This window comes from Nonomuraea diastatica (genome assembly GCF_004349015.1).
Taxonomy (GTDB): Bacteria; Actinomycetota; Actinomycetes; order Streptosporangiales; family Streptosporangiaceae; genus Nonomuraea; species Nonomuraea diastatica.
Genome location: NZ_SMKP01000308.1, coordinates 1 through 7,522 on the forward strand (window position 1 = coordinate 1; position 7,522 = coordinate 7,522).

5 protein-coding genes are annotated in these 7,522 nt (G+C 73.2%); 4 read left to right on the plus strand and 1 reads right to left on the minus strand.

The window, feature by feature from the left end:
• Positions 1-902: hypothetical protein (locus E1294_RS50085; RefSeq protein WP_132519815.1), on the minus strand; the 902-nt coding region annotated here is incomplete at its 3' end.
• Between the two features lie 203 nt (positions 903-1,105).
• On the opposite strand from E1294_RS50085, the gene E1294_RS50090 reads away from it, so the two are divergent.
• The 4 genes from E1294_RS50090 to E1294_RS50105 all read left to right on the plus strand — a co-directional run bounded on the left by E1294_RS50090 (position 1,106) and on the right by E1294_RS50105 (position 7,477).
• Positions 1,106-3,166, plus strand: a complete 2,061-nt coding sequence (locus E1294_RS50090) for a hypothetical protein (protein WP_132519818.1) — start codon at positions 1,106-1,108, stop codon at positions 3,164-3,166.
• Between the two features lie 13 nt (positions 3,167-3,179).
• The gene (locus E1294_RS50095) at positions 3,180-4,202 is read left to right on the plus strand and encodes an AAA family ATPase (protein ID WP_220448411.1); all 1,023 of its coding nucleotides are present in this window, start codon (positions 3,180-3,182) and stop codon (positions 4,200-4,202) included.
• 9 nt (positions 4,203-4,211) lie between these two features.
• Positions 4,212-5,345 (plus strand): DUF58 domain-containing protein, encoded by a 1,134-nt coding sequence (locus tag E1294_RS50100; protein ID WP_132519821.1) that lies wholly within the window; start codon positions 4,212-4,214, stop codon positions 5,343-5,345.
• 89 nt (positions 5,346-5,434) lie between these two features.
• Positions 5,435-7,477 carry a transglutaminase TgpA family protein gene (locus E1294_RS50105; RefSeq protein ID WP_132519824.1) on the plus strand — a complete coding sequence of 681 codons (2,043 nt, stop codon included), beginning with the start codon at positions 5,435-5,437 and terminating at the stop codon, positions 7,475-7,477.
• Positions 7,478-7,522: the final 45 nt, after the last annotated feature.

A 7,522-nucleotide genomic window follows, 5' to 3' on the forward strand; every position in this document is an offset into this window, starting at 1 on the left:
GGAGTGGTCTGGGCGGGCGCGGGCCGCGGCGCCTCGTCGACGGCGCGGGCGATGGCGGCGGGATCGTGCCAGGGCGCGGGCGCGTCGAAGACGAACCCGTCGAGCACCGCCGCAAGCCGCTCCCTGGAGGCGGTCTGCGCGAACGTGCGCCACGTCTCGGTCGGCAGCAGCGTCAGGTTGCGCGTGGTGCCGGCGGAGTCGGCCAGCCGCCCGGCGGCCCGGCGCGAGGCGTCGCTGTAGGCGTAGATCGCCGCGCGCAGGTCGGTGCAGACCCGGTCGAGCTCCGGCCAGCGGGTCAGGATCGTGCCGTGCAGCCCCTGCGCGCGCCGCGCGATCTCCTCGGTGCCCCACAGCTTGGGCGCCTGCTCGCGCAGCTCCTCGATGGTGCCCATGGTGAGCGTGATCAGCTCCAGCGCCCACAGCCGGAACGCCCGCGTCAGGTTGACCGCGCTCTGCCCGGCCTCCTCCATCGTGGTGCGCGGGTCGGCGACGTTGAGGTCTTCGAGCGCCAGCAGCCGGTGCATCTCCGACTGGCCGCCGTCGTCCATCATCCGCCGGATGAACATCAGCCCGACCACGCTGGTGAACGACGCCCGATAACGCAGCTGGTTGGGCTTGGGGAACACCTCGCGGATCGCCCCGAGCCCCTTGAGCACCCGCAGCCGGTTGTCGAACTGGTCGGTGGGATAGGCCCGGCAGGCGAAGCGCATCTGCTCGTGCGTCAGCCACTCCTCGCCTGCCTCGGCGAACGCGGCGAACAACGTCTCGGCGATGTCGACCAGGGCCGGGTCGTCGACCACCGCCCCGCTGTCGCGGGCCAGCGCCGCGAACATGCGGCGGTAGGTCGACAGGACGGCCTCGTCGGTGAGGACGGCGTCGAGGGTCAGAGGCTGTTCGGGCACGGGGACTAAGGTACGGCTTCGCACCGACACTCTCCGCCGTCTCCTGGCGAACCCCTGCCCGTACCAGCGAGTACATACGCACAAGCGACGGCAGAGCGCTATGGTGATGCCCGGTAAGGCGGGGGCAAAACGCTCTGTAACTGTGCATACGGGGTGAGTTAGCGGTGCGGACGCGCATGCTCCAGGGTGATCGAGGCACGGCGGTGATTGCCTCCGTGGTGGCCACGTGCCTGGTCGCGGCGGCGGCGTGGTTCGGCGTGGGCGTGTCCAGCGCCAACCCCAAGCTGGCCGACGTCGGCGCGTGGCTCTGGACCAAGGCCAAGGGCAGGATCGTGCACGTCAACGGTCTGTCCGGAGAGGTCGACGGCTATCTCGACGACAAGGCGGGCCGTCAGCTGCGCGTCGTGCAGGACGGCGGCAACGTGCTGCTCGTCGACGACAGCACCGGCCACGTCAGCCGGGTCGAGCCCAGCCGGCTCAGCGTCGCCCAGACCCGCGACTTCGGCGCGGCCGGGCTGCAACTGGCCGTGTCCGGCACGGCGGGATACGCCGTGGACCCGGCTTCGGGCCGGATCCAGCAGATCGACCCGGCCACGCTCAACTCCGTCGGCGCCCCCATCACCCTGCCGGGGCCGCTCGGGCCTGCCCGCATCGATGGCGGCGGCCGGCTGTGGGTGCCGGTGACCGCCAAGGGCGAGGTGGTGCCGGTGTCGCAGGGCGTCGCGGCGAGCCCGCTCAAGGTCGGCGAGCCGGGTGAGGAACTGTCGGTCACGATCGCCGGCGGCCTGCCCGTCGTGGTCAACACCCGGGCCGCCACCGCCACGATCATCGGCTCGGGCGGCGGCGTGGGCGAGATCGTCCTGCCCAAGGAGGTGGCCAGGGCCGCCAAGGGAGGCGCCCTGACCCCGGCCAGAACCGAGGGCCCGCTGCTGCCGGTGCTTTCTGCCGCGGACTCCGGGTTGCTCGTGGTGATCGACACCGCATCCAACTCGGTGCTCAGCACCAAGCTCGCCACCGACGACCCCGCCAAGCTCGGGGTGCCGCAGATGCTCGGCTCCAAGGTGTACGTGCCCGACGAGAGCACCGGCGCGCTGATCGTCTGGGACAGCGCCGCCGGGGGACAGCCCACCGCGCTGCAGGTGGCCGAGAAGCCTGGCCCGGTGGACGTGTTCGTCAAGGACGGCCTGCTCTGGGCGAACGACGAGAACGGCGACAAGGCCGTCGTCATCGACCCCGAGGGCCGTGAACACGACATCGACAAGGACGACTCCGACGTGCCCGGGCCGACCAGCACGCCCAAGCCGAAGACGCCGCGTCCCGAGCCGACGCGCAGTGAAACGCGCCCCGACCCGGTCGAGGAGACCGCCGCCGACCCTCGCCCCACGCGGACGCGGGAGGAGCCCACGAGAAGGCCCACGACCCCGACCAGGAGTCCGAGCCCCACGCCCAGCGCGCCGTCCGCGCCCGGGGCCGTGAGCGCCAGGTCGGGCCCCGGCAAGGTGACGGTGAGCTTCAGCCCGTCCACCGGCGGCAAGGTCGAGCGGTACACGCTGAGGGCGTCTGGCGGCGGCGGCTCCGTCCCCGAATCCGTGGGCGCCCGTGGGCCCCACCGGTTCGAGTTCACCGGCGGCGACTGCGCGGACGAGTACACGTTCGTGGTGGTTGCGCACTGGGAGGGCGGCGAGGTCGAGTCCGAGCCGAGCGCGGGGATCAAACCGTGCGTGGCGCCCGGCTCGCCGTCCGGGTTCACCGCCAAGGCCGGCAACCGGGGTGCCCAGCTGAGCTGGACCGCGCCCGCGAACGCCGGCGAAGACGTCACCTACGAGCTGACCGGCGCCGCGACCGCCCGCGTCACCGGCACGTCGCACACCGCGGACGGACTGAAGAACAACCAGAAGCACACGTTCAAGCTCAAGGCCAGGAACGCGGCGGGGGAGAGCCCGGACGTGGTCACGACCGAGGTCGATCTGGCGTACCCGAAGCGCTCCTACAAGAACGCCAACAACGACCAGACCAATACGAAGATCAATTCGTGTCCCACAGGCGATTGCCAGATCGGGAAGATCGAGAAGGGCAAGTACCTGAACCTGACGGTGATCTGCCAGGTCAAGGGCAAATCGGTGCGCGAGGACCAGACCGGGGAGACCAGTGACATCTGGAACAGGATCGAGTGGAACGGGGGCACCGCCTACATCAGTGACACCCTGATGGCCACGCCGCGCGGCGGGTTCCCGGCCGCGCCGCTCTACGAGTGCACCGACTGAGAAGGGGACTCAGTTGACCCAATACAACCACCAGGACCATTTCGAGCAGACGGTCCAGCCGTACCAGCAGCCGCCGCAGCAACCGGCCCAGCTGGCCGGCCAGTTCGCGCAGCGCTTCCAGCTGCTCGCCGCCAACATCGAGCGCATCATCCGCGGCAAGCACGAGGCGATCGAGCTGGCCCTGATCTGCCTGTTCTCCGAGGGGCACCTGCTCGTCGAGGACGTGCCGGGCACCGGAAAGACGACGCTCGCCCGCTCCGTCGCCGCCAGCGTGGACGCCGAGTGGCGGCGCATCCAGTTCACCCCCGACCTGCTGCCGAGCGACATCACGGGCGTGTCGATCTTCAACCAGGCACACCAGAAGTTCGAGTTCCACCACGGGCCCGTCTTCGCGAACATCGTGCTCGCCGACGAGATCAACCGGGCCTCGCCGAAGACCCAGGCCGCGCTGCTGGAGGTCATGGAGGAGCGCAGGGTCACGGTGGACGCCGAGCCGCATCCGGTGCCCAGGCCGTTCCTGGTGGTGGCCACGCAGAACCCTGTCGACATGGACGGCACGTACCCGCTGCCCGAGGCCCAGCTCGACCGGTTCCTGATGAAGATCTCCGTCGGCTACCCCGACCACGTCTCCGAGGTCGAGGTGCTCAAGGGCATGCCGACCGGGCCGCAGGTCGAGCGGCTGCCCGTGGTGGCGCGGGCGTCGGACGTGTCCGGGATGATCGACTTCGCCTCGCGCATCCACGTGGCCGACCCCGTCTACGACTACATCGTGGCCGTGTGCGCCGCCACCCGGACCAGCCCGCACCTGCGGCTCGGCGCCAGCCCTCGTGGCAGTCTCGCGCTGTTGCGCGCCGCCAGGGTCAAGGCCGCCGCCGCCGGACGCCACTACGTCGTCCCCGAGGACGTCAAGGCGCTGGCCGGACCGGTGCTCGCGCACCGACTGATCCTCACGCCCGAGGCGGAGCTGCGCGAGGTCACCACCGCGGCGGCGCTCGGCGAGATCCTCGCCGGGATGCCGGTGCCGCAGGCGGCGTAGGCACCGGCCGTGCCGCACGTGCCCGCTGTGCCGCCGCCGGGCCGCTGGAGGCGGGCCCCGGCCGTGCTCACCCCGCTGGGCTGGGGCACGCTCGCCGGGGCCGTCGTGCTGTACGTGGCGGGGTTCGCGCTCGGCTACCGGGAACTCGTGGTGCTCGCCACCGGAGGGCTGCTCGCGCTGGGCGCCGCGCTCGCCTGGACCGCTTCGAAACCCAGGCTGGCGGTCGGCCGCGAGGTCACGCCGCTCAAGGTGCCGCGCGGGGACGCCGCCGTGGCCGTGCTGAACGTGCGCAACCTCGGCCGCCGCGGCCTGTCCGGGCTGCGAACGCAGGACCGCATCGGCGCGTCGGAGTACACCATCGACCTGCCCAGGCTGCCCGGGAACGCCGGGCGCACGGTCTCGTATCCGCTGCCCACGGACGTCCGCGGCGAGATCCCGGTGGGCCCGCTGCGCCTCGTGCGCGCCGACCCGTTCGGCCTCACGCGCCGCGTCAGGGAGTACGGCCGGCCCGCTACCCTCCTCGTCCGCCCGCGCACCGTCGTGCTCCCCGTCCCGCCGTCCGGCAGGGCGCACCACCTGGAAGGCCCCGCGGGCGACAACGCGCCCAGCGGCACCGTCACCTTCCACACCCTGCGCGAGTACGTCGTCGGCGACGACCTGCGCCACATCCACTGGCGCTCCAGTGCCCGCACCGGGACCCTGATGGTCCGCCGGCTCATCGACGCCGCTCTGCCCACCACCACGGTGGTGCTCGACACGCGCGACCTCACGGAGCCGGCCGTCGACGCGGCCGCGTCCGTCGCGCTGGCCGCCGCCCAGGCGGGCTTCCCCGTACGCGTCCTCACCGGCGACGGCCCCCTCCTGGACGTCAAAGCCGGCCCGGAGACGGTCCTGGACCGGCTCGCCCTCGTCCAGGCGGGCACGGCGGGGGTCACGGAGGCGATCCGCGTGGCGCGCGGCGGAGGCTCCCTCGTGCTCGTCACCGCGGACCCGTCGGAGGCGGCCCGCGTGGCGGGGGTGCGGCGCCGCTTCGACCGCGTCATCTGCGTGTACACGGGCCAGACGCCGGTGAGCGTCCCGGGGGTCACGGTCGTGCCGATGCCGTCGCTGGACGCGCTCCCGTACGTGTGGGGGCCGCGATGAGCCGCCACCGAGGCGCCGCACCCGCCGCCGCGACCCGCGGCCGTGCAGCGCCGGCACCGCCACCTCGGGATACCAGCCCGCCCGGCGGCGTGGCGGCGTGGCGCCGGCTGTGCGGGCTGGCGCTGGTGGCGGCCGTCGCGGGCGTCGCCGGGTGGGGGTTCCACCGCGTCTTCCCCGGCTCCGAGCTCCTCATGGCCGTCGTGCCCGCCGCGGTCGCGCCCCCGGCCGTGGCGGTGCTCACCGGCAGGCGCCCCCTGTGGCTGGCCCTGGCGATCGACCTGGTCCTGTGGTTCGCCGGCGCCGTCCTCCTGTACGGCGGCCCGCAACCGGCCCTGTTCGCCGACGTGGCGAACGCGTGGCACGCCCTGCTCACCACCCTCCTGCCCGCCCAGCCGGAGCCCCGGCTGCTGGTGCTGGTCCACACGCTGGTGTGGGCGGCGGCCACCGTCGGCGCCGAGACGCTGGCCCGCACCAGGACCAGGATCGCCGCCGCCGTCCCCGCCCTCGTCGTGTACGGCGTCGCGCTCCTCCTGGGCGTCGACGGCCCCGGATCGAACCTGCCGGTCGCGGCGGCACTCCTCGTGCTCATCGCGGCGCTGGCTCTCGTCCGCGAGAACCGCCCTGCGGCCTGGCTGCTGGGAGGCGTCCCCGCGGCCGCGGCGCTGGCCGCCCTGGCGCTGGTCGCGGGCCCGCTGCTGCCCGTGGCCGCACACCCGTACAACCCCCGAGAGGACGCCGACCTGCCGCCGCCCGTACGCGTGGACGGCGTCAGCCCGCTCGACCGTGTCTCGGCGTGGCTGCAGATTCCCGACAGGGAGCTGTTCACCGTCAAGGCGGACCAGCCGCTCAACTGGCGGCTGGCCGTGCTCGACCGGTACGACGGCGTACGGTGGACGTCCGGCGCGCGCTTCCAGCCGACGGGCGGCCGGGTGCCGGAGGGGGAGTGGACGGGCAGGGCGGACGTCGTGCGCCAGACCGTGACCTTCGGCGGGTTGCCGGGCAGCTGGCTGCCGGCCGCCGAGCGGCCCGTGGAGGTCGGCGGGGTGCGCGGGCTGGCGGCCGACCCGGACAGCGGAACGCTGCTGGCCGCCGCCGCACCCGGCAAGGGGTTCAGCTACGAGGTGACCTCGCGGGTGGCCAGGCCCGCCAAGCAGGACCTGCTGGACGCCACCCCGGCGGACGACGCGAACCTGACCGCGTTCCCCGCGGGGCCGCAGCGGCAGTTGTTCCGCGGGCTCGCCCGGGAGGCGACCGAGGGCGTCGACACGCCGATCAGGCAGGCGTACCGGCTCCAGACCTACTTGCGGACCAACGCCTCCCACGATGTCACCGCTCCTCCAGGGCACTCGCTCAAGGGGCTCGAGTTCTTCCTGCGGACCACGCACAGGGGGACCTCGGAGCAGTTCGCGGCCACGTTCGCGCTCATGGCCAGGACGCTCGGCCTGCCGTCGCGGGTGGTCGTGGGGTTCCGGCCGGGGGAGAAGTCCGGCGGGGTTTATCACGTTAAATCCGGACACGTGGTGGCGTGGGCGGAGATCAAGTTCGACCGGCTCGGCTGGCGGCCGTTCTACCCCACGCCGGGACGCAGCGGGGCCAAGGACGACCATGACGTCGTTTCCTCGGCCATCGAGGAGAGCGAGGCGCTGGCGGGCGAGCTGTCCCAGGGCGGGAGCGACCGGCCGAGGACGTCCCGGCCGCAGTCGACGGGCGACGGCGAGCGGCCCGCGAGCGGCCAGGACCCGTGGCTGCTCGCGGGGGCGGCCGCTGGGGGGCTGTTGGTCGTGTACGCGGCCGTGGCGGCCGTCCTGCCGTGGTGGCGCAGGCGCGGCCGCCGCAGGGCCGAGGAGCCCGGCCCGCGGGTGCTCGGCGCGTGGCGGCAGACGCGCGACGACCTGGGGTTGAAGGGGGAGCGTGCGCTGACGGCCGAGGACATCGTCATCCGCCATTCAGCGGAAATTTCAACGCATCTCCGCCCACTCGCCGAGATGTCGAACTACGTCCGGTACGCTCCCGACGGCATCACCGACGCCACCGCCACCGCGGCCTGGCAACGCAGCGACGCCATCCGCAGAGCCGTCCGCGCCGGCACCCCGCTCACCACCCGCCTGCGCAACCGCCTCCTCCTGCGCTGATCCTCGCATGAGAAGCGCCGAGGGCCAGCTCCTGCACCGCCCGCC